Origin of the sequence: Streptomyces sp. NBC_01306, from assembly GCF_026340465.1 — a bacterium.
In the GTDB taxonomy this organism is placed as follows: domain Bacteria; phylum Actinomycetota; class Actinomycetes; order Streptomycetales; family Streptomycetaceae; genus Streptomyces.
Map to the genome: position 1 here is coordinate 1459323 of NZ_JAPEPC010000001.1, position 20302 is coordinate 1479624.

Sequence of the window (20302 nt, forward strand, 5' to 3'; positions counted from 1 at the left end):
TTTTGAGCCGGATTCCTGGTGAGCGTAGCGTGACTGAAGCATCGCAGGGTGCGATGAGTACGTCATAGCACCTGTGTGACGTCAACGCGCGAACCGTGTCCGGGAGGTGCTGCCGGACCGCCCCTGCCGAGGCTGCGACATCACCTTTTCACCCGATTGCCCCAGGTCAAGCATCGCCTCGCCGGGTGTCCGTGATCTGTGGCGCCCTCGGTACCAACTGCCATCCTTCACTTCGCCGTTCAACAAACCCCAACGAGTGGAGTTCGTACAGCCTGGCGAGCGCTTCATCTGCTGTCGTCCCGGCCTCACGGGCCACATACCGCCCGTCAACCGCGCCGTGGCCGGGAAGCGCCTCCAGGACCCGGGCGGCGACGGGCCCGAGGAGGTCCCGGGGCAGGACCGGGCCGTGTCTGCCGGGTGCGAGATCGCCGATGTCCCCCACCAGCTCGGCGACTTCGGCCGCGTCGGTGACCAGCAGGCCCCCGCCGCGCAGCAGTTCGTGCACACCGGCGGAGAGCCCGCTGGTGACCGGTCCGGGGACGCCCATCGTGTACCGGCCGAGCTTCTGCGCGCTGCGCGCGGTGGCCAGTGAGCCACTGCGGTACTCGGCCTCGACGACCACGGTTCCCCTGGTGAGCGCGGCGATCACACGGTTGCGGAGGATGAAGCGGCTGGGCGTGGGATGGGCGCCCGGTGGCAACTCGCCGATGAGGAGCCCCTGTTCGGCGATCCGCCCGATCATCTCGGCGTGACCGCGCGGGTAGGCCGTGTCGACTCCGCACGCCAGCACCGCGATGGTGGCCCCACCCGCGGCGAGCGCCCCGCGGTGCGCGGCCCCGTCGACACCGAACGCGGCACCCGACACGACGACCCAGCCCAGCTCTGCGAGGCCGGAGCCCAGCGCTGCCGCCATGTGCGCCCCGTAGGCCGTACAGGCACGGGCGCCGACCACCGCCACGGAGCGCAATGCCCATATCCGCAGATGGGGCCGGCCCCGCACCCAGAGTCCGACGGGCCGTGCGTCTCCCAGGTCGTCGAGCTGCACCGGCCATTCCTGGTCCCCCGGGCAGATGAACCGGCCGCCGCCCGCGGCCGCGGCCCGCAGATCCTGCTCGGGCCGCGCGGCAGCCGCCCGCAGCCGGTAGCCGCCGAGCCGCTTGGCGCTCACCCCGGGGACCACCGCTTCCCCGCTGTCCGCCAGGGTGCGCAGCCGCCGCCACAGCTCCACGGCCCCCAGTTCGCGCAGCAATCGGCCGGCCAGTTCATCGCCCGGCTCGACGATCCGGGTGAGCGCGGCCCGGGCCAGTCGCTCGTCCCCTCCGGCGTCGGTACTCATCCGGCGTCCTTCCCTGCGGCGAGCAGCGCCCCGCGGTCCACACCGGTACGCAGCTGGAGAGCCAGCCCGACGTCCTGGGCACCAGGCCGGTCCCGGCCCGCCAGATCGGCGACCGTCCAGGCCACCCTCAGCACCCGGTCGAGACCGCGGGCCGTGAGCAGTCCGCGCTCCATGTCCCGCTCGGCCGCGGCGAGCGCACCCGGCGCGGCCGTCCAGCGGGTCCGCAGCTCATGGCCCGGCACCTCGCTGTTGGTGCTCCACGGCGTACCGGCCAGCCGCGCCGCCGCCCGCTCCCGGCCCTCCCGTACCCGTACGGCAACGGCCGCCGACGACTCACCCGCACCGCCCTGTCCCATGAGGTCCGAGCGGCGCACCGGCTCCACCTCGACCCGCAGGTCCACCCGGTCGAGGAGCGGGCCGGAGAGTCTGGACTGGTACCTGCGGACCATCGAGGGCGGGCATTCGCACCCCGAGCCGTTCATCGTGTGTCTGCCGCAGGGACAGGGGTTCGCGGCCAGTGCCATCAGGAATCTGGCAGGCAGCCGCACCACCCCTGCGCTGCGCGCGACCACCACATGTCCGGACTCCAGCGGCTGGCGGAGCGCGTCGAGGACCCGGACGGAGAATTCGGGGGCCTCGTCGAGGAAGAGGACCCCGCGGTGCGCCAGGGAGACGGCCCCCGGCCGGGGCAGGCCGTTACCGCCGCCGATCAGCGACTGCATGGTCGCGGAGTGGTGCGGGGCGCAGTACGGCGCGGTCCCGATCAGTGGCTCCCCCGGCGGGAGGATGCCCGCCACCGAGTGGACCGCCGTCACTTCCAGCGACTCGTGCCTGGTCAGCGGCGGCAGGATCGCCGGAAGCCGCTCGGCCAGCATGGTCTTGCCTGCGCCGGGGGGCCCGTGCAGCAGCAGATGGTGGGCCCCGGTGGCGGCGACCTCCAGCGCCTTCCTGGCGGCCGGCTGCCCCGCCACATCCGCGAGATCGGGCCCCGACCCCATGCCCGGGGCCAGCCCGGTGCCGGCCCCGGCGCCCGGCACCATCAGCCCGGCCAGCATCGGGTCCGGCCGCCCCGCCACCGGAGCCGCCTCTTCGGGGACCGGTTCGCCGGTCAGTACAGCGATGAGCTGCCGCAGGCTCCGCACCCCGAGCACCTGGACCCCGGGCACCAGTGACGCCTCCCCCGCGGTCTGCTCCGGGACCACGACCTGGTGGTACCCCGCTTCGGCCGCGGCCAGCACGGCCGGCAGGATGCCGCGCACCGGCCTGACCCGGCCGTCGAGCCCCAGCTCCCCGATGAGCACCAGATCGGCGATCTCCTTCGGGTCGATGCGCTCGGCCGCCCCCAGAACGGCGCAGGCGACGGCCAGATCGAATCCGCTGCCGCTCTTCGGTACGGACGCCGGGCTCAGCCCGACCGTGAGCTTCTTCTGCGGCCACTCGGCGCCGGAGTTCACCACCGCGGCCCGCACCCGGTCCCGGCTCTCGACCAGGCTCTTGTCCGGCAGCCCCACCAGCGTGAAGGCGGCGATACCCGGTTCGAGATCCGCCTGGACCTCCACCACCACGCCGTCGACCCCGACCAGCGCGACCGAACACGCACGTGCGAAGCCCATCAGGCCACCCCCCGCACATGCTCGACGAGCGGCGCCCCACGCCTGGGCAGCATGATCCCGATCAGGTCGATCCGCACCCCGCCGGGCGGCGCCCCGCCGTTCGCCGCGAGCCAGCACTCGGCGAGGCGTCTGAGCCGCTCGGCCTTGACCGGGGTGACCGCGGCCATCGGATGTTCGAAAGGGCCTTCCCTGCGGGTCTTCACCTCACAGACGACCAGTGCGTCGCCGTCACGCGCCACAATGTCGATCTCGCCCGACCTGCACCGCCAGTTCCGCTCGACGACGGTCATTCCCGACCCGGCCAGCGTCCTCGCCGCCAGCCCCTCGCCGTACCGCCCGAGTGCCCCCCGTGCGTTCATACCGGCACCACCTCCGGTACCGACTGTGCCGCCCGGGCCGCCACCGTGTGGATCTTGGTGGATTACTCGCCGGTTGTGGACAACTCAGCCACCCGGAAGTTCGAGATCGCTCTTGTTGAGCTCCTCGATGTTCACATCCTTGAAGGTCAGTACGCGTACCTGCTTGACGAACCTGGCCGGCCTGTACATGTCCCAGACCCAGGCATCAGCCATCGACACCTCGAAAAAGACCTCGCCCTGTACGGAGTGCACCTGCATCTCGTAGTCGTTGGTGAGGTAGAAGCGTCGCTCGGTCTCGATCACATATTTGAACAGGCCGACAACGTCGCGGTACTCCCGGTAGAGCTTCAGCTCCATCTCGGTCTCGTACTTCTCGAGGTCCTCGGCGCTCATGGCATGTTCCCCTTCAGCCGTGCGTCCCCCTATTGTGCGCCGCTCCCCTGCGCCCTAGACGATTTCCGGGGCCAGGACCACCGGTGCAGCCGGGGGACCCTCGTCGAGCAGCGTGCGCAGCAGCCCGGCGAGCCTGGTCGGATACACCGTCTCACGCGTCGCGGACAGTTCGGCGGAAGTCCACCACCTCAGCCCCGCGACACTGCGCCGCTCCAGTGGGGTCAGCCCGTCCATGGCGGTCGCCGTCTGACTGGTTCGCCCGAGAAAGTACCGTTCATCCTGGTTCCACCGCCGCCCGTCGAACGGGAACGAGCACACCCGGGACCACAGGACCGGGCCGAGTTCCACCGCGTCGATGCCGGTCTCCTCCCGTACCTCACGGAGGGCGGCCTCCTCATGGGTCTCCCCGGCCTCGACACCTCCGCCGGGGGTGAACCACCAGGTGCTCGCCGGATCGGCGGGCTCGAAGCCGTGCATCAGCAGCACCCGGTCGGCCGGATCGAGCAGGATGACGCGTGCGACCTCGCGCAGCTCAGCCGACACCGACCGCCACCTTCTTCCTGCGGCCGAGACGCTGCGCGAGCGGCCCGTAGACGGCCCCGCCCAGGATCAGCACGACTCCGGCCAGCACAGCCGCCACGATCAGCTTCAGCGGCCCTGGCTGCGAGACCCCGCCGGGCAGCGCGGCGAAGCCCTTCGGCCGCTCCATCATTCCGCCGCTCAGCGGCCAGGCGATGGCGTCCACCCGCGAGGACACCGTTGAGCGCGGCACCGAACCGTGGTCCGCGTCCTGGAGGTGGACGCGCGAGTCCATCGAGTTGGTGCGCTCGTCACCGAGCATGAAGAGCCGGCCCTCAGGCACCTTCACGGTGAAGTCCATCGCGGAGGCCCGCCCCTTGGAGAGCGAATCGGTGTTGAGATACGGCTCGTTGATTCCCTTGCCGTTCACGGTGAGCCGGCCCTGGGTGTCGCAGCAGGCGACCTTGTCGCCGCCGACTCCGACGACCCGCTTGACCATCGGCATATCGCCCCAGTCGGGGTCCTTGAAGATCACCACGTCGCCGCGGTGCACCGCACCGCTGTCTATTCGCTGCGCCAGCACCCGGTCCCCCACCTGCACGGTCGGGGTCATCGAGTCGGTCGGCACGGTGTACGGCTTGTACTCCACCGCTCCCCAGGCGAACCCTCCGAGAAAGAGCACGCAGCCAACGGCCACGGCCAGACCCGACAGCGCACTGCCGAGCCGGCCGCCTCCGTCACTCGTACGTACTGTTCCGCTCATCCCAGCGCTCCCCCATATCGGAGATCAACAATCTGGGAGCGCACCTTACCCGGCAGTACCCTCGCGGGTCAGCTTGCGCCTGCGCCGGATCACCAGCGGCAGTGCCCCTGCGAGTCCCAGCGCCCCGGGAGCCACGGCACCTGCGGCGTTGATGCCCTTCTGGTCGAAGGTGCTCGGAACACCCAGCCACGACCAGCGGTTGACCGGCCAGGCCACGACGAAGGCCCGTCCGACGACCTCCTTGGTGGAGACCGTTCCGCCACCCGGCAGTTGCTGGTGGTAACGCGAGTCGAGCGAGTCCTGACGGTGGTCGCCCATCACCCAGATCCGGCCCTTGGGCACATGGATCGGCCCGAACGGCTGGTCGTCGCAAGGGGTGTTGCCCGGGTAGATGAACGACTTCTCGGAGAGCGCCTTGCCGTTGACGACGACCGGGCCCCCCTTCTTGCACGAAACCGTGTCGCCGCCGACCGCGATGACGCGCTTGATCAGGTCCTTCTCCTCGGCGGACGGCATCAGGCCGATGAAGCTGAGGAACTTCTGCGCCACGTTCGGAGTCGGGGTCGGCTCACCTTCGAGCCAGCCGCCCGGGTCGTGGAACACCACGACGTCGCCCCGCTCCGGCTCCGAACCGAACCACGGGGTCAGTTTGTCGACCAGCACCCGGTCACCCCGCTGCAGCGTGTCCTGCATCGAGTCGGAGGGGATCGAGAACGCCTGGACCAGGAAAGTCTTGATCAACAGGGCCAGGACCAGCGCGATACCGATGAGGAGCGGCAGCTCCTTCCAGAAGGAGCGCTGCTTCTTCGGTCCCTTGTTCCTGGTGCTTCCGCCGTCCTCGCCGTCCTCGTCGAAGCCGTCCGGCCCGCCCGGCCCGTCGGGGCCGTTCTGCCGGCCGCCGGCCCTGTGCTGGCCGCCGTCCCTGTCGGAACCGTAGGACCTCCCGCTGTCAGAGGCTTCGGTTCCCGCGCCACCAACGGGCGGCCCGGGCCGGTCCTCTGGTTCTTCGTGTCCGGATCGCGCGCCGACCGCCACGTCCCCCACATCCACTCCTCACTCCGTGCCGTCGCCTGCCTCCGAGGAGACGCAGGCCCACCACTCCCATAACGAGCGGAAGTTCCGCAGGAGTCGGGAGCGGGAAGTTTACGTGCCGATCCTGAGCGGCGAGGCCCGGTGGACCGGAGCCGGGTGGATCCGCGCCGTCCGGACCCGCGGCCCGGGACGCCACCGATGCGAAGGTGGCGGGCTCCTTGAGCCTGCTCCAGTGCCCCACCGGCCAGGCAATGACGACCGCGCGCCCCACCACACCGCTCACCGGCACCGTCCCCTGGTAGGGACCGTCCATGTGGAACCGCGAATCCGCCGAGTTGGACCGGTGGTCGCCCATCACGAAGAGCCGCCCGGCCGGGACCTTCACCTCGAACTTCAGCTGGGAGGGCGGATTTCCCGGATGGAGATACGGCTCGTTCAGCGGGACGCCGTTGACGGTGACCCTGCCGTCCTTGTCGCAGCACTTCACGGTGTCGCCGCCGACCCCGATGACCCGCTTGATCAGGTCCTGTTCGTTGTCCGACGGCAGCAGCCCGATGAAGGTCAGGCCTTCCTTGAGCTGCTTGACGAGGAACGGCGAGCTCTGGGGCTTGCTCTCCTCCGGCGGCAGCCAGTGGCCGGGGTCCTTGAAGACGACGACATCGCCACGCTGCGGTTTTGAACCGAACCAGGGGGTGAGCTTGTCCACCAGCACCCGGTCGCCGATCCGGATCGTCTCCTCCATCGAACCCGACGGGATGACGAACGCCTGCACCAGAAAGGTCTTGAGCACCAGAGCGATCACGACCGCCACGACGATGAGGACCGGTATCTCCACCGCCCTGGACCGGCGCCGCCGCCGCTGGACCTTGCGCGCGAGCCTGCGCCGCTCGGCCCTGGTGGGCAGGGCGCGCTCGCCCGCGGGGGCGCCCGTCTCCGGCGTCCGCTCGCCGCTCTGCCCGCTGCCCCGATTTCTCCCCCGGTTACCCATGGCTGCCACCGGCCGCCGGTACCCGGTCGAAGGCTCGGGTCCGCTCCACCGGGCTCCAGCGGCTGAACGGCCAGCCGATCCGGGCGGCCCGCCCGATCACCTGGTCCACCGGGACCATCCCGCCACCGGGATCCCCGAGATGGTCACGGGAGTCGCTGGAGCGGGAGCGGTGGTCGCCCATCACCCAGAGGGTTCCGGCCGGCACCACGATGTCGAAGGGCACCTGGGAGGGCGGGTTGCCGGGATAGACATACGTCTCGTCCACCGGCTGCCCGTTCACCTTGATCCGCCCGCGCTTGTCGCAGCAGACGACATGGTCGCCCCCCACCCCCACCACACGCTTGACGTAGTCGGTACCGGTGGGCGCGGCAAGACCCAGCGCCGCCGCCGCACCGTGCACCACGCGGGCCACGGGGTTCTGCGCGGGCGCCTCCTGCACGAAGGAGCCCGTGCCGTCGAAGACCACGACGTCCCCGCGCTGCGGCACGTCGCCGAACCGGTACGCCAGCTTGTCGACCAGCACCCGGTCCCCCACCTGGAGCGTGGGCTCCATGGAGCCGCTGGGGATGAGGAACGGCTGCATCACATACGTACTGAGCAGGAGCAGGAACACCATGCAGACCAGGGCCAGCAGCCCGGCCTTGCGCCAGGGCCCCTCGGTCAGCGCGGCGAGACGCACAGAGCGCGACCGCTCTCCCTCCCCGGACGTATCCGGTTCGGGTGAGCGGTCGCGCTCCTTGTGCTGTGCTTCGGTGTCCATCGGGGCCAGAGCTTATCCGGCCGCCCTGTGGACTCAGTGGTCGCGCTTCTCCTTGATCTTCGCGGCCTTGCCGCGCAGCTCACGGAGGTAGTACAGCTTCGCGCGACGGACGTCACCGCGGGTCACGAGCTCGATCTTCTCGAAGATCGGGCTGTGCACCGGGAAGGTACGCTCGACGCCGACCGAGAAGGAGACCTTGCGAACCGTGAAGGTCTCGCTGACGCCCGCACCCTGGCGGCGGATGACGACACCCTTGAACTGCTGGATACGCGAGCGGTTGCCCTCGATGACACGGACGTGGACGTTGACCGTGTCACCGGCGCGGAAGGCCGGAAGGTCGGACCGCAGCGAAGCGGCCTTGACGTCGTTGAGCAGGCTGGACATGATCTTCTGCTTTCTTCGCCGATGCCACAGGTCATCGACGGAATCATCGTGATGAGTTTCGGGAGCTGATCGCGTCGGACGGTCGTCGTTCCCCCTGTGGCAGGGGCGCACGCCGGACGTGCAGCAGCGGCCTATTCTTCCACGTCCCCGGGCTCTCGCCCAAATCGCCCTCCGGGCCCCTGCTTCCAGCCCAGGATCGAGAGCATTTCGCGGTCCTTCTTGTCGAAGGACGCGGGGTCGCTGCGCTCCAGCAGGTCCGGCCTGTTGAGATCCGTACGCCGGAACGCCTCGTCCCGGCGCCAGCGCGCGATCTTCCCGTGGTGACCGCTCAGCAGGACGTCCGGAATGCCACGCCCGCGCCACTCGGGCGGCTTCGTGTAGACCGGGCCTTCGAGGAGGTCGGCCATCGCGCCGGTGGCAAAGGAGTCGTCACGGTGCGATTCGGCGTTGCCGAGCACGCCGGGCAGCAGCCGGGCCACGGCTTCCGTGATGACCAGGACCGCGGCCTCGCCGCCGGCCAGGACGTAATCCCCGATGGAGACCTCGTACACCGGCATCCGGGTCGCGTATTCGTCGACGACCCGACGGTCGATGCCCTCGTACCTGGCGGGCGTGAAGACCAGCCAGGGCCGCTCGGAGAGTTCGACCGCGACCTGCTGGGTGAAGGGGCGGCCGCTGGGTGTGGGCACGACCAGGACGGGGCCGGACGCCCCCGACTCGTAACCGGCGGCCAGCACCTCGTCCAGCGCCTCGCCCCAGGGCTCGGTCTTCATGACCATGCCGGGGCCGCCGCCGTAGGGGGTGTCGTCGACCGTGTTGTGCCGGTCGTACGTCCAGTCGCGCAGGTCGTGGACCTGTACGTCGAGCCGGCCGCGGGCGCGCGCCTTGCCGACCAGCGAGACATTCAGCGGTTCGAGGTACTCGGGGAAGATCGTGACGACGTCGAGCCGCATCAGTCGTCGTCCCGGGCGCCGGCGACCTCGGCCCTGCTGTCGTCGATCAGGCCGGGCGGCGGGTCGATGACGGCCCGCTGCTCCTCCAGGTCGATCTCGGTGACGATCTCCTCGACGAAGGGGATCATGACCTCGCTGCCGTCGGGCCGCTCCACGATGAAGAGGTCCTGCGAGGGCAGGTGGGTGATCTCGGTGATCCGGCCGATCTCGGTGCCGTCGGACAGCACCACGTCGAGGTCCATCAGCTGGTGGTCGTAGAACTCCTCGGGGTCCTCCGGAGTCTGCTGCGGGTCGACGTCGGCGATCAGCAGGGTGTTCCGGAGCGCCTCGGCGGCCGTCCGGTCCGTGACCCCCGCGAAGCGCAGCAGCAGCCTCCCGCTGTGCACCCGGCCTGTCTCGATCGTCAGCGGCCCGGTGGCCGCAGGGTCGGTGGCGAGCACCGCGCCGGGACCGAGCCGCAGCTCGGGCTCGTCCGTGCGCACCTCCACGGTGACTTCGCCCTTGATCCCGTGGGCGCGCCCGATCCGTGCGACTACCAGTTGCACGCTTCGCTCCTCATTCTGATGATTCTGCTGGTTCCAGTGTTGCCGCGCGCACCGCGGACGACAAAGGCCGGGGACGGCTTCTCAGCCCTCCCCGGCCCGAGCCGGTGTTCAGCTACTTCTCAGCGGACCTGGTCCACGTCGACGAGGTCGACCCGGATGCCACGGCCGCCGATGGCGCCCACGATGGTGCGCAGGGCGCGCGCGGTGCGGCCGTTGCGGCCGATCACCTTACCGAGGTCGTCGGGATGCACCCGGACCTCCAGCACCTGCCCGCGACGGAGGTTGCGCGAAGCGACCTGTACGTCGTCGGGATTGTCGACGATGCCCTTCACGAGGTGCTCGAGAGCCTCCTCGAGCATGCTCAGGCCTCGGTCGACTCGGTGGAGTCAGCGGCCGGAGCCGCCTCGTCCGCCTTCTTGTCGGCCTTCTTCGCCTTCGGGGTGATGGCCTCACCCTTCGGCTCGTCGCCCTCGATGGACTTGGCGAACGCCTCGAACGCGGCGCGCTTGTCGGCCTTCGGCTCCGGCTGCAGCAGCGGCGCGGGGGCCGGGAGGCCCTTGTGCGCCTGCCAGTCACCGGTGAGCTTCAGGATCGCCATGACCGGCTCGGTCGGCTGGGCGCCGACGGACAGCCAGTACTGCGCACGCTCCGAGTTGACCTCGATGCGCGAAGGGTTCTGCACCGGGTGGTACAGGCCGATCTCCTCGATGGCCCGGCCATCACGGCGGGTACGGGAGTCGGCGACGACGATGCGGTAGTGAGGCGAACGGATCTTGCCCAGACGCTTCAGCTTGATCTTGACTGCCACGGAAGTGGTGTCTCCTGGTCTTGACGTGGTTGGGCACAACGAGATGCCACGTGGGGTTGCGGTACTCGGGTGCCCGATGGACGCGTCAGCCGGAGGACGAGAGGGTTCCTGTGCGGCTGTCGAGTACAGCTAGCCATTGTGCCATACGTTGCGGCACCCCGGGTCAGCCGGCTGCTGCGACCACTTCCGGGATACGGAAAGCCTTTCCGCAGCCACCGCAGACGATGGGCGCCTGGGCCAGCACGGACGGGACGACCCTGACGTTGCGGCCGCAGTCGCAGACCGCCTTCACCCGCACTCCGCCGCCGGAGGAACCGTGCCGTGCGGCAGGTCCGCGGAAGGAGCGTTTGGTGTCGGCGGCCGTCGCCGCGGTGTGCGCCTTGAGCGCACGCTGCAGTCTTTCGATCGTCTGCCGGTACCTGCGCTTCGCCTCGGGGTTGAGCGAGACCAGCGAGAAGCCGCTGCTGGGATGCGGCTCCTCGGGGTGGTCGAGCCCCATCTCCTCGGCGATCGCCAGGAACCTGCGGTTGTGGTAGCGGCCGGCGCGCGAGGTGTCGCGGACACCTCGCGCGGCGGCGATGCCGTGGACTGCCTCATGGAGCAGTCGCTCGAAGGAGAGTTCAGCGCCGCAGGCGGACGAGGACTCGCCGATCAGGGACTCGGGCGCGGCTAGATCCGGCAGCTCGGGGTGGTACCGCTGAATATCGGCCCACGCCTGCGCCAGCTCTGCGGCGAGGACAGTTGGTGTCGTGCTCACGTCGTGACAACGAGCCGGGGTGCCGCTGTGTTCCTATTCCGGGGCATCCCAAATAATTTGCACCTACCCGTCAGTTGCCCTTGATGCGTCCGGACGAGGGCGGGTGCGCTGATCTGCGGAGAAGCCTCACAGCTCACACCAAGGTGGTACTTAGGGTCCCGTACGCCCCGGCGCGCAGCCATGGGTCCCACGCCGGTTCGCACTTCACCGGCGGGCGCGCAAGGGGCGTTTCGGCCGATTCGCCGGCGCCCAGGCAGTACGCACGGCCAGTACGAGCGGCTAGGTCCTGTCCGGCCGATCTCCGTGGGCCGGACAGGACCTAGTACGCACGAGCGACCAGAGCGACGTTACCGGGAGCGTCGTCCGACTCCGGCACCGACCCGTCCTCGGCGACCAGACACCGTACGGAGGCCGAGTGCCCGGCGAGTGCGGCCTCCCCCTCGGGGCCGAGGAGGGCCCACGGAATCCTGGCCCAGCCACCCGCGGCCGCCACCTCGGCGGCCTCACCGGCCGTCCGCACGTCGCTGGTACGGGACTCCCGGCGCTCCCGCGACTCCAGCAGCAACCGGCTCTGCGCCTCTTCGAGCACCGCGGGCAGCAGCCGGGGCAGTTCATCCAGCCGTACGGACTCCTTGCCGCCGTGACCGTCTGAGGCGTCGGTGGCGTGCGGGTCCACCACCCGGCGGACCAGTACCGCCGTCCCCTCCGCCAGGTCCCGCGGGCCGATCTCGATCCGTACCGGGACGCCCTTGAGCTCCCAGTCGACGGCCCGCCGGCCGAAGGGGATGTCGGTGCGGTCGTCGACGCGGACCCTGATCCCCGCCGCCTCCAGCCGCGCGCCGGTCTCGCGGGCCTTCGCCACCGCCTCGTCCCCCTTGATGGCGACCACCACGGCCTGCACGGCCGCGAGCCGGGGCGGCACCCGCAGGCCGCTGTCGTCGCCGTGCGACATGATCAGCCCGCCGACCAGCCGGGTCGTGGCGCCCCAGGAGGTCTGCCAGACCAGTTCCCGGTCGCCGTCCTTCGACAGGTACTCGGTGTGGAACGCCTTGGCGAAGTTGGTGCCCAGTTCATGGCTCGTGCCCATCTGGAGGGCCTTGCCGTCCCCCATCATGGCTTCGAGCGTCAGGGTGTTGATGGCGCCCGCGAACCGTTCAGCGGCGGTCTTGCGGCCGGGCACGACATCGATACCGAGCACATTGACCATGAAATCCGCGTAGACGTCCCGGTGGATGTACGCAGCGTAGTCATGGGCCTCTTCGCGGCTCGCGTGGGCGGTGTGCCCCTCCTGCCACAGGAATTCCGTGGTGCGCAGGAACACCCTGGGCCGCATCTCCCAACGGACCACATTCGCCCACTGATTGATCAGCAGCGGCAGATCGCGATAGCTCTGCACCCATTTCGAGAAGTATTCGTTGACGATCGTCTCGGATGTGGGCCTCACGACCACCGGCTCTTCGAGCTCCTTACCGCCGGCGTGGGTGACCAGGGCGAGCTCCGGTGCGAATCCCTCGACATGCTCAGCTTCGCGAGTCAGGTAAGACTGGGGGATGAAGAGCGGGAAGTAGGCGTTCTGAGCGCCCGCGGCCTTGATGCGGGCGTCCAGCTCCTGCTGCATCCGCTCCCACAGCCCGTAGCCGTACGGGCGGATGACCATGGTGCCCCGCACCGGGCCGTTGTCCGCGAGTTCGGCCTTGTTGATCAAGTCCTGGTACCAGCGGGGAAAGTCGTCCGCCCGGGGCGTGAGAACGGGAGTCTTTTTCATGGCGCGAATCGTACGGCGAGTACCTCCGGAAGCGTGATTGATTTTTGCGCCCGGAGGCGCACGGTCGGGATGCATATTCCGGGAACGCAAGCATTGCCTCACCACCCCTGGACTTGCGCGCGGATGCGGAGTTCTCTGGCAAAGGGACAGTGCGCGCACATCTGCACGGGGGTTTTGCACACAGGGCACAACTGATCTCTCGGCGAATTGGGGCGCTTCGATGTCATCAACGCTCGTCCGGAACCACCGGTCCGCGGCTGCGACTCCCACTGAGGAAGCGGTCGCCCGTGCCCGCGACTGGGCCGAGATCCAGGAACGGATGCTGGTGCCGCTGTACGAAGCGGTCTACAAGCGGCTGGACGCGGGCAGTGCCACCCGGCTGCTCGGCATCGGCTGCGGCTCGGGGCTCGCCCTGCTCATGGCCGCCGCCCGCGGCGCGAGCGTCACGGGCGTGGACACGCACGCCGAGCGCATAGCGCTGGCCCGGGAGCGGCTGCTCCCCGACGGCCCGGACAGTGCGCCGGGCGCACGGCGCGGTCGGCCCCGGCTGGTGCACGGCAGCCCTGCCGACGCCTCGGCGGTCACGGCGGCGCCGTACAACCTGCTGACCGCTTTCGAGCCGCTGGGCGGCGTCGCGGGTGACCCTGACGGGCTGACCCCCGCCGTCGAGGACGCGGTGCCGCTGCTGGAGCGCGGCAGTGCGGTGGTCCTGACCGGCTGGGGGCCGCCCGAGCGCTGCTCGGCGTCGGCCGTACTGCGGGTCGCCACCCGACTGGCCGATGCCGTGCGCCAGCCGCGCAGGGACGATCTGGAGGAGGTCGCGGCGCGGGCCGGGCTGAAGCTCGACGGGTCGGGGCGGGTCGCCTGCCCGTTCGGCTACGCGGACCTGCGGAGCGCGGTGCGGGGGCTGCTCTCGACCGGACTCTTCGACGCGGCGATACGGGCGACGGACCGGGACCAGGTGAAGAAGGAGGTCGCCGAGGCGCTCCATCCCCATCTGCGGCGCGACGGCACGGTGTGGATGCCGAACATCTTCCGTTATGTGGTCGCCCGGACGGCCTGATCCCCCTGACCGCCCGGCTCCCCCGACCGACGCGAAGCGGCCCGTGCCTCCCGGATGTCGGGGAGGCACGGGCCGCTTCGCCGTACGCACGGGTGCGTGCCGCGCGGGTGTCGGTCAGCCCATGAACTTCTTGAACTCGTCCGGGAGCTCGAAGTTCTTCGCGTCCTGACCGGCCGGCAGGCCCGGCGCACCGCCCTGCTCGCGGCGGGCGGCGGCGGCCTCTTCGTCCGCCTTGCGCTTCATCGGGTTACCGCTCTTGCGCTTGCCCTTGGCCTGCTTCTGCTGCTTCTTCTGCCGGCCGGGGCCGCCACCCATGCCGGGCATACCCGGCATGCCCGGCATACCGCCGCCCTGAGCCATCCGCGACATCATCTTGCGCGCCTCGAAGAACCGCTCCACCAGGCTCTTCACGGCGCTGACCTCGACGCCCGACCCCTTGGCGACCCGGGCCCGGCGTGAGCCGTTGATGATCGTCGGGTCCTGGCGCTCGGCCGGGGTCATCGACTTGATGATCGCGGCGGTGCGGTCCACGTCCCGCTCGTCGATGTTGTTGATCTGCTCCTTCATCTGCCCCATACCGGGCAGCATCCCGAGCAGCTTGGAGATGCTGCCCATCTTCCTGACCTGCTCCATCTGAGCCAGGAAGTCGTCGAGCGTGAAGTCCTTGCCGCCCTTGCTGCTCGCCAGCTTGGAGGCCATCTGCTCGGCCTCGGCCTGGCTGAAGGTCTGCTCGGCCTTCTCGATGAGGCTGAGCATGTCGCCCATGCCGAGGATCCGGGACGCCATGCGGTCCGGGTGGAACGTGTCGAACTCGTCCAGCTTCTCGCCGTTGGAGGCGAACATGATCTGCCGGCCGGTGACGTGCGCGATCGAGAGGGCCGCACCACCGCGTGCGTCACCGTCGAGCTTGGAGAGCACCACTCCGTCGAAGCCGACGCCGTCGCGGAACGCCTCGGCGGTGTTGACCGCGTCCTGGCCGATCATCGCGTCGACGACGAAGAGGACCTCGTCGGGGCTGACGGCGTCGCGGATGTCCGCGGCCTGCTGCATCAGCTCCTGGTCGATGCCCAGACGGCCCGCGGTGTCGACCACGACGACGTCGTACTGCTTGGACTTGGCGAACTCGATCGAGTCCTGGGCGACCTTGACCGGGTCGCCGACGCCGTTGCCCGGCTCGGGGGCGTACACGGCGACGCCCGCGCGCTCGGCGACCACGCTCAGCTGGTTCACGGCGTTGGGACGCTGGAGGTCGCACGCCACGAGCAGCGGGGTGTGGCCCTGGCCCTTGAGCCAGAGACCGAGCTTTCCGGCGAGGGTCGTCTTGCCCGCGCCCTGGAGGCCCGCGAGCATGATCACGGTCGGCGGCTGCTTGGCGAAGCGGAGGCGGCGGGTCTCGCCACCGAGGATGCCGATGAGCTCCTCGTTGACGATCTTGATGACCTGCTGGGCCGGGTTCAGCGCCTGGGAGACCTCGGCGCCGGCCGCGCGCTCCTTGACCTGCTTGATGAAGGCGCGGACGACGGGCAGCGCGACGTCCGCCTCAAGGAGGGCGATACGGATTTCGCGCGCGGTGGCATCGATGTCCGCCTCGCTGAGGCGCCCTTTGCCCCGGAGGTTCTTGAAAGTCGCGGCAAGGCGGTCGGAGAGGGTATCGAACACGGCGGTCGCGGATCCTCGGGTCGGGGGCGGGGGGACGGTTGGACCCCAGGGTATCCGGACCGGGTGGGTCGGGTCTGCCCCTGCCCCCGACAGAGGGCAGGGGCAGGGCGCGGGACCCGGCCGGCCGGCGCGCGGGACCCGCTCTCGCTCACTCCCGCAGCCCGGCCTCCAGCTCCCTGGCCAGCCCGGCCGCCTCCTCCGCCGGGAGCGGTTCCCCGTCCTGTCCCGTCACATAGAACGCGTCCACCGCGTTGGCCCCGAGCGTGGAGGCGTGAGCGCTGCGTACCGCCACCCCGGCCGTCTCCAGCGCCAGGCCGATCCGGTACAGCAGCCCCGGTGCGTCCTGCGCGCGGACCTCGATCACGGTGGCCAGCCGGGAGCCGGCGGGGGCCACCTTCACCCGGGGCGGCGGCGCCTTGACCCCGCGTCGGCGCGGGTAGGCCGCCTCCCGTTCGGCCAGTCTGGCGCGGACGTCCAGCGATCCGTCCAGCGCCCGGACGAGATCGGCGCGCAGCCTCGTGGCCTGCGGGAGCGATCCGTACTCGGCCGCCACCCGCCAGGTCAGCAGCAGCACCGCCACCTCCGGGCCCAGTTCGGTGGGCAGCTCGACGGCGCGCAGGTCGGCCGCGCGCACGGTCAGCCGGTGCAGCGCCAGCACCCCGGTGACGGCGGGCAGGACGCCGGGCCGGTCGCGGAGCGCGATGAGCAGTTCCACGCCCACCGGTTCCGGGGCGCCGTCCTCCTGCGGTTCCCCGGTCCTGGCATGCAGGGCCAGGACCGGGCCGCCGGTGCGCACCGCCTCGACGGCCAACCGCTCGTGCTCGGCGCCAGGCGCGCCCGCCTCCGGCTCTTCGGGCACCTCGCCCGCCAGTACCGCGGCGACCCGGCCGACCAGGTCGTCCACGAGCGACGCCCGCCAGGAGGACCAGGCCGCGGGCCCGGTCGCCAGCGCGTCGGCCTCGGTCAGCGCGTGCAGCAGCTCCAGCGTGGCGGCGGATTTCACCGCTCCGGCGACCGAGGTCACGGTCGCCGGGTCGTCCAGGTCGCGCCGGGTCGCCGTCTCCACGAGCAGCAGGTGGTGGCGTACGAGCACGGCGAGCACCTCGGCGTCCGCCTGGTCGAAGCCGATCCGGGTGGCCACGTCCCGGGCGATGACTTCGCCCGCCACCGAGTGGTCGCCCGGCCAGCCCTTGCCGATGTCGTGCAGCAGGGCCGCGACGAGCAGCAGGTCGGGCCGGCCCACCCGGCGGGTCAGCGAGGACGCCCGTACGGCGGTCTCGACGAGATGCCGGTCGACGGTCCAGGTGTGCACGGCGTTCCGCTGCGGCCTGCACCGCACCCGCTCCCAGTCCGGCAGCAGCCCGCTGATCAGTCCCTCCGCCTCCAGCGCCTCCCAGACCGGCACCGTGGACTCGCCCGCGCCGAGCAGGGTGACCAGCTGTTCGCGGGCCTCGGCGGGCCAGGGCACCGGGAGCGGGCGTGCGCCGGCCGCCAGCCGGCGCACGGCATGCAGGGAGACCGGCAGCCCGGCCTGCGCCGCCGCGGCTGCCGCCCGCAGCGGCAGTACGGGGTCGCGCTCGGGCCGGGCGGTGCGGGCCAGCACCACCTCGCCCTCCTGCTCCACCACGCCTTCCGCGAGCGGGGTCCGTTCCGCCGCGGCTGTCCTGCCGCCGCCACCGCCGAGCAGGGAGCGCAGCCGGGGGCGTGCGGAGCGCGCGCGCAGCACCCGGTTGACCTCGCGCCAGGTGACGTCACCGGCGTACGAGATGGTGCGCGCGGCTTCGTACACCTCGCGCAGCAGCACGTCGGCGTCCAGGAGTCCGAGTTCGGCGGCGACCTGGTCCTGTTCCTGGAGCGCGAGCCGTTCGCCGGCGCGCCCGGTCACCAGGTGCAGCGCGTCCCGTACGTCGAGGAGCCGCCTGCGGGCGCCGTCGAGCCCTTCGCGGGGTGCGTCGGCCAGCCAGGACGCGGCGACGGCGCGCAGCGCGGTGGCGTCCCGCAGCCCGCCCCTGGCCTCCTTGATGTCGGGTTCGAGGAGGAACTGCAGCTCGCCCTGGCGCTCGGCGCGCTCCTGGCACAGCTCGTACAGCTCGGGCAGCCGCTTCGGCGCCTGGTTGCGCCAGTCGGCGAGTACCGCCGTCCGCAGCCCGGTGATCAGCCCCTGGTCACCGGCGACGTGCCGGGCGTCGAGCAGCCCGAGCTGGACCTTGAGGTCGTCGCCCGCCGTCCTGCGCGCCTCACCCGGTGTCCGTACGGAGTGGTCGAGGTCGAGCCCCAGGTCCCACACCGGGTACCAGACCCGGTCGGCGAGCGAGGCGATGGCGCCCTGGTCCGCCTTGCCGTCGTGCAGCAGGAGCAGGTCCAGGTCGCTGCGCGGTGACAGCTCGCCGCGGCCGTATCCCCCGACGGCCACCAGGGCCGCGCCGTGCACCCCCGTGGCCTCGGCGGCCGAGGTGAAGAGCGCGCTCATCCACGCGTCGGTCAGCCGGGCCAGGGCCGAACGGCGCGGCGGCCCGGGGTCCGTCTTCTCCTGGAGGAGGGACAGCCGGGCCGCCGCATAGCCGCTGGGTCCGGGGTCGTCGGTCTGACCGGTCATCTCGTCGGCACTCGTCACCCGGCAGTTCCCGTCTCTCGTCGTTCAGAGCGCGTCAGGACCGCGTTCGCCGGTCCTGACCCGGATCGCTGTCTCGACCGGAACGCTCCAGACCTTGCCGTCACCGATCTTGCCGGTCCTGGCGGCTTTCACCACCACGTCGATGAGCTGTTCGGCGTTCGCGTCCTCGGCCAGGACCTCGATCCGGATCTTCGGCACCAGGTCCACGGTGTACTCGGCTCCGCGGTAGACCTCGGTGTGGCCGCGCTGGCGGCCGTAGCCGCTGGCCTCGGTGACCGTGAGGCCCTGGACGCCGAAGGCCTGGAGGGCCTCCTTGATCTCGTCCAGCCGGTGCGGCTTCACGACCGCGGTGATGAGCTTCATACGTCCACCTTCTTGTTCGCCGGACCTGCCTTGCCCGTCTTGGCTGCGGTGCCCGCCTTGACCGCGGTGCCCGCCGCGTCGCCCGGGGCGGTCGCGGACGTCCGGGAGCCGCCGCCCGCCCCGCTGTAGTCGTATGCCGTCTCGGCGTGTTCGTCCTGGTCGATCCCCGCGACCTCGACGTCCTCGGTGACCCGCATCCCCATGGTCCGGTCGATCAGGAAGGCCAGGCCGGCCGACACGACCAGCGAGTAGCCGAGGACCGAGAAGACCCCGATGGCCTGGATGCCGAGCTGGTGGAAGCCTCCGCCGTAGAAGACGCCCGCCACGTCGGACTGCACCCCGCCGGTCGCGAAGAACCCGATGAGCAGGGAGCCGACGATGCCGCCGACCATGTGGACGCCGACGACATCGAGCGAGTCGTCGAAACCGAAGCGGTACTTGAGGCCGACGGCCATGGCACACAGCACACCGGCGATGGCGCCGACGGCGATGGCGCCGAGCGGGCTGACCGCGCCGCCGGACGGGGTGATGGCGACCAGCCCGGCCACGGCGCCGGATGCCGCGCCGAGCGTGGTGAAGGAGCCGTGGCGGAACTTCTCGTACGCGAGCCAGGCGAGCATCGCGGCCGCGGTGGCCACCTGGGTGTTGATGAACATCACCGCGCCCACGCCGTCGTCGTTGCCCAGCCACGATCCGGCGTTGAAACCGAACCAGCCGAACCACAGCAGGGCCGCGCCGAGCATCACCAGCGGCAGGCTGTGCGGGCGCATCGGGTCCTTCCTGAAGCCGACGCGCCTGCCGGTCACCAGGATCACGCCGAGTGCCGCAGCGCCCGCGTTGATGTGGACCGCCGTACCGCCGGCGAAGTCGATCACGCCCTTCTTGAAGAGCCAGCCGTCGGACGCCCAGACCCAGTGCGCGACCGGGAAGTAGACGACCGTGACCCAGCCCACGATGAACAGCGCCCATGCGGTGAACTTCACGCGGTCGGCCAGCGCACCGCTGATCAGCGCCGGGGTGATGATCGCGAACATCAGCTGGAAGACGGCGAAGACATAGACCGGGATGGTGTAGCCCGGCCAGAGCTGGGTGAGTCCGATGCCGCTGAGTCCGAGGTAGTCCTTGGACCAGCCGAAGAATCCGTTGCTCGATCCGAAGGCGACGCTGAATCCGTAGAGCACCCAGAGGATCGTGACGATCCCGAGGCTGATGAAGCTCATCATCAGCATGTTCAGGGTGGATTTGACCCGGACCATGCCTCCGTAGAAGAAGGCGAGGCCCGGAGTCATGACCATCACCAGGGCAGAGCAGATGAGCATGAACCCGGTGTTGGCGGACGACAGCTTCGGGGCTTCTGCAGCAAGGGTCATGATGCCTGTGGGCATCGGCGTCTCCTCGTCGTCGGTGCGGCCACCTGCGGGCGGGGGCTGTGGAGAGCGGCGGAACAGCGGCCTGTCATGCGTCAGAGACTGGCGCCGCGCCGTTTCCGCCGATGCCGCGTGATGTTTCACCGCAGTGACGAAGAGGTGGTGCGTGTTACGCCCGGATGACGTGGAGGGCGGGCCCGGGGTCCGGCTCCGCCCCCGCGCACACCACCGGGCGGGTCGAAAACCGGCCACGACGGTCAC

The 20302-nt window shown here is 70.6% G+C and carries 21 protein-coding genes; 1 reads left to right on the top strand and 20 read right to left on the bottom strand.

Going from position 1 to position 20302, the window contains the following annotated elements; genetic code table 11:
* Positions 1-166: 166 nt before the first annotated feature.
* The 16 genes from dprA to proS form a co-directional block, all read right to left on the bottom strand.
* Positions 167-1336 carry a DNA-processing protein DprA gene (gene dprA, locus OG385_RS06095; protein ID WP_266852508.1) on the bottom strand — a complete coding sequence of 390 codons (1170 nt, stop codon included), beginning with the start codon at positions 1334-1336 and terminating at the stop codon, positions 167-169.
* Positions 1333-2949, bottom strand: a complete 1617-nt coding sequence (locus tag OG385_RS06100) for a YifB family Mg chelatase-like AAA ATPase (RefSeq protein WP_266852510.1) — start codon at positions 2947-2949, stop codon at positions 1333-1335. Before OG385_RS06100 ends, dprA begins: the two co-directional genes overlap by 4 nt.
* Positions 2949-3308, bottom strand: coding sequence for a YraN family protein (locus tag OG385_RS06105; RefSeq protein ID WP_266852512.1), 360 nt, complete (start codon positions 3306-3308; stop codon positions 2949-2951). Before OG385_RS06105 ends, OG385_RS06100 begins: the two co-directional genes overlap by 1 nt.
* Before the next feature lie 84 nt (positions 3309-3392).
* Positions 3393-3701, bottom strand: coding sequence for a DUF2469 domain-containing protein (locus tag OG385_RS06110; protein WP_003965949.1), 309 nt, complete (start codon positions 3699-3701; stop codon positions 3393-3395).
* Between the two features lie 54 nt (positions 3702-3755).
* Complete coding sequence (locus OG385_RS06115; protein ID WP_266852514.1) at positions 3756-4244, bottom strand: NUDIX hydrolase; 489 nt, start codon at positions 4242-4244, stop codon at positions 3756-3758.
* Positions 4234-4983 (bottom strand): signal peptidase I, encoded by a 750-nt coding sequence (lepB, locus tag OG385_RS06120; protein WP_266852516.1) that lies wholly within the window; start codon positions 4981-4983, stop codon positions 4234-4236. Before lepB (OG385_RS06120) ends, OG385_RS06115 begins: the two co-directional genes overlap by 11 nt.
* 45 nt (positions 4984-5028) lie before the next feature.
* Positions 5029-6018 (bottom strand): signal peptidase I, encoded by a 990-nt coding sequence (gene lepB, locus OG385_RS06125; protein ID WP_266860669.1) that lies wholly within the window; start codon positions 6016-6018, stop codon positions 5029-5031.
* Positions 5933-7003, bottom strand: coding sequence for a signal peptidase I (lepB, locus tag OG385_RS06130; RefSeq protein WP_266852518.1), 1071 nt, complete (start codon positions 7001-7003; stop codon positions 5933-5935). The genes lepB (OG385_RS06125) and lepB (OG385_RS06130) overlap by 86 nt, the downstream gene beginning before the upstream one ends.
* On the bottom strand, positions 6996-7763 hold the full coding sequence (lepB, locus tag OG385_RS06135) for a signal peptidase I (RefSeq protein ID WP_266852520.1): 768 nt from the start codon (positions 7761-7763) through the stop codon (positions 6996-6998). Before lepB (OG385_RS06135) ends, lepB (OG385_RS06130) begins: the two co-directional genes overlap by 8 nt.
* Before the next feature lie 33 nt (positions 7764-7796).
* Positions 7797-8147, bottom strand: coding sequence for a 50S ribosomal protein L19 (gene rplS / locus OG385_RS06140; protein ID WP_164265897.1), 351 nt, complete (start codon positions 8145-8147; stop codon positions 7797-7799).
* 131 nt (positions 8148-8278) lie between these two features.
* Positions 8279-9100, bottom strand: coding sequence for a tRNA (guanosine(37)-N1)-methyltransferase TrmD (trmD, locus tag OG385_RS06145; protein WP_266852523.1), 822 nt, complete (start codon positions 9098-9100; stop codon positions 8279-8281).
* The gene (gene rimM / locus OG385_RS06150; protein WP_266852525.1) at positions 9100-9645 is read right to left on the bottom strand and encodes a ribosome maturation factor RimM; all 546 of its coding nucleotides are present in this window, start codon (positions 9643-9645) and stop codon (positions 9100-9102) included. The genes trmD and rimM overlap by 1 nt, the downstream gene beginning before the upstream one ends.
* 119 nt (positions 9646-9764) lie before the next feature.
* Positions 9765-10004, bottom strand: coding sequence for an RNA-binding protein (locus OG385_RS06155; protein WP_164265900.1), 240 nt, complete (start codon positions 10002-10004; stop codon positions 9765-9767).
* Positions 10005-10006: 2 nt separating this feature from the next.
* The gene (gene rpsP / locus OG385_RS06160; RefSeq protein ID WP_266852527.1) at positions 10007-10453 is read right to left on the bottom strand and encodes a 30S ribosomal protein S16; all 447 of its coding nucleotides are present in this window, start codon (positions 10451-10453) and stop codon (positions 10007-10009) included.
* 163 nt (positions 10454-10616) lie between these two features.
* Complete coding sequence (locus tag OG385_RS06165; protein WP_266852529.1) at positions 10617-11210, bottom strand: hypothetical protein; 594 nt, start codon at positions 11208-11210, stop codon at positions 10617-10619.
* A 319-nt stretch (positions 11211-11529) separates the two neighbouring features.
* Entirely contained in the window at positions 11530-12975 is a 1446-nt protein-coding gene (gene proS, locus OG385_RS06170; RefSeq protein WP_266852531.1) for a proline--tRNA ligase, read from the bottom strand.
* A gap of 220 nt (positions 12976-13195) precedes the next feature.
* Here proS and OG385_RS06175 point away from each other — a divergent pair, with 220 nt between their 5' ends.
* A complete protein-coding gene (locus OG385_RS06175; protein ID WP_266852533.1) occupies positions 13196-14038 on the top strand; it encodes a methyltransferase domain-containing protein in 843 nt (280 codons plus the stop codon).
* Positions 14039-14152: 114 nt separating this feature from the next.
* Here OG385_RS06175 and ffh read toward each other — a convergent pair whose 3' ends face one another.
* From ffh to OG385_RS06195, 4 genes are all read right to left on the bottom strand, one after another.
* Positions 14153-15697 (bottom strand): signal recognition particle protein, encoded by a 1545-nt coding sequence (gene ffh, locus OG385_RS06180; protein ID WP_266852535.1) that lies wholly within the window; start codon positions 15695-15697, stop codon positions 14153-14155.
* A gap of 148 nt (positions 15698-15845) precedes the next feature.
* Positions 15846-18293 (bottom strand): [protein-PII] uridylyltransferase, encoded by a 2448-nt coding sequence (locus OG385_RS06185; protein WP_266860671.1) that lies wholly within the window; start codon positions 18291-18293, stop codon positions 15846-15848.
* Between the two features lie 42 nt (positions 18294-18335).
* The gene (locus OG385_RS06190) at positions 18336-18674 is read right to left on the bottom strand and encodes a P-II family nitrogen regulator (protein WP_266852537.1); all 339 of its coding nucleotides are present in this window, start codon (positions 18672-18674) and stop codon (positions 18336-18338) included.
* The gene (locus OG385_RS06195; RefSeq protein ID WP_266852539.1) at positions 18671-20059 is read right to left on the bottom strand and encodes an ammonium transporter; all 1389 of its coding nucleotides are present in this window, start codon (positions 20057-20059) and stop codon (positions 18671-18673) included. Before OG385_RS06195 ends, OG385_RS06190 begins: the two co-directional genes overlap by 4 nt.
* Between the last annotated feature and the right edge of the window lie 243 nt (positions 20060-20302).